This is a genomic window from Rhodopseudomonas sp. BR0C11 (assembly GCF_010820945.1).
In the GTDB taxonomy this organism is placed as follows: Bacteria; Pseudomonadota; Alphaproteobacteria; order Rhizobiales; family Xanthobacteraceae; genus Rhodopseudomonas; species Rhodopseudomonas palustris_H.
In genome coordinates this window covers 1-545 of sequence record NZ_QTKI01000826.1, presented here as the reverse complement: position 1 = coordinate 545, position 545 = coordinate 1, and the positions used below count along the sequence as shown (strand labels likewise).

General features: G+C 69.4%; 2 protein-coding genes. Both read left to right on the top strand.

Annotated elements, in window-relative coordinates; genetic code table 11:
* Nucleotides 1-314: helix-hairpin-helix domain-containing protein (locus tag DYI24_RS27630; protein WP_246701401.1), on the top strand; the 314-nt coding region annotated here is incomplete at its 5' end.
* Nucleotides 311-545 (top strand): cytidine/deoxycytidylate deaminase family protein (locus tag DYI24_RS27625; protein ID WP_502706399.1); only part of this gene is annotated, 235 nt, incomplete at its 3' end. The genes DYI24_RS27630 and DYI24_RS27625, both read left to right, overlap by 4 nt.

The window sequence follows — 545 nt, the reverse complement described above, 5'->3', positions numbered from 1 at the left end:
TTGCGCTGCGCGACAAGGCCGCGGTGGCGCGCACCCCCGGCGTCGGGCCGAAGGTTGCCGAGCGCATCGTCACCGAGCTGAAGGACAAGGTGCCGGCCCTCGGGGCGGTCGATCCGGCGGTGGTGAAACTCTCCGGGGCGATCGACGACAATCGCGCGCCACGCGCAGTGGCCGACGCGATCTCGGCGCTGGTCAATCTCGGCTACGGCCAGCCGCAGGCGGCGGCCGCCGTCGCCGCAGCCTCCCGCACCGCCGGTGAGGATGCCGAGACGGCGCAGTTGATCAAGCTCGGCCTGAAGGAGCTGTCGAAGTGAGGATCACCGACGCCGACCGCGCACTGATCGATGCCGCGATCGCGGCGATCACCAAGCGCTATCGCAATGATTGGCAGGAGGTCGGCGCCGCGTTGCTGACCCGCACCGGCAAGCGTTATGTCGCGGTCAATCTCGATGCGTATCTCGGCCGGATGGCGGTATGCGCCGAAGCGGTCGCGCTCGGCCAGGTGATCACCGAGCTTGGGGAGGCCGGGATCGACACCATCGTGG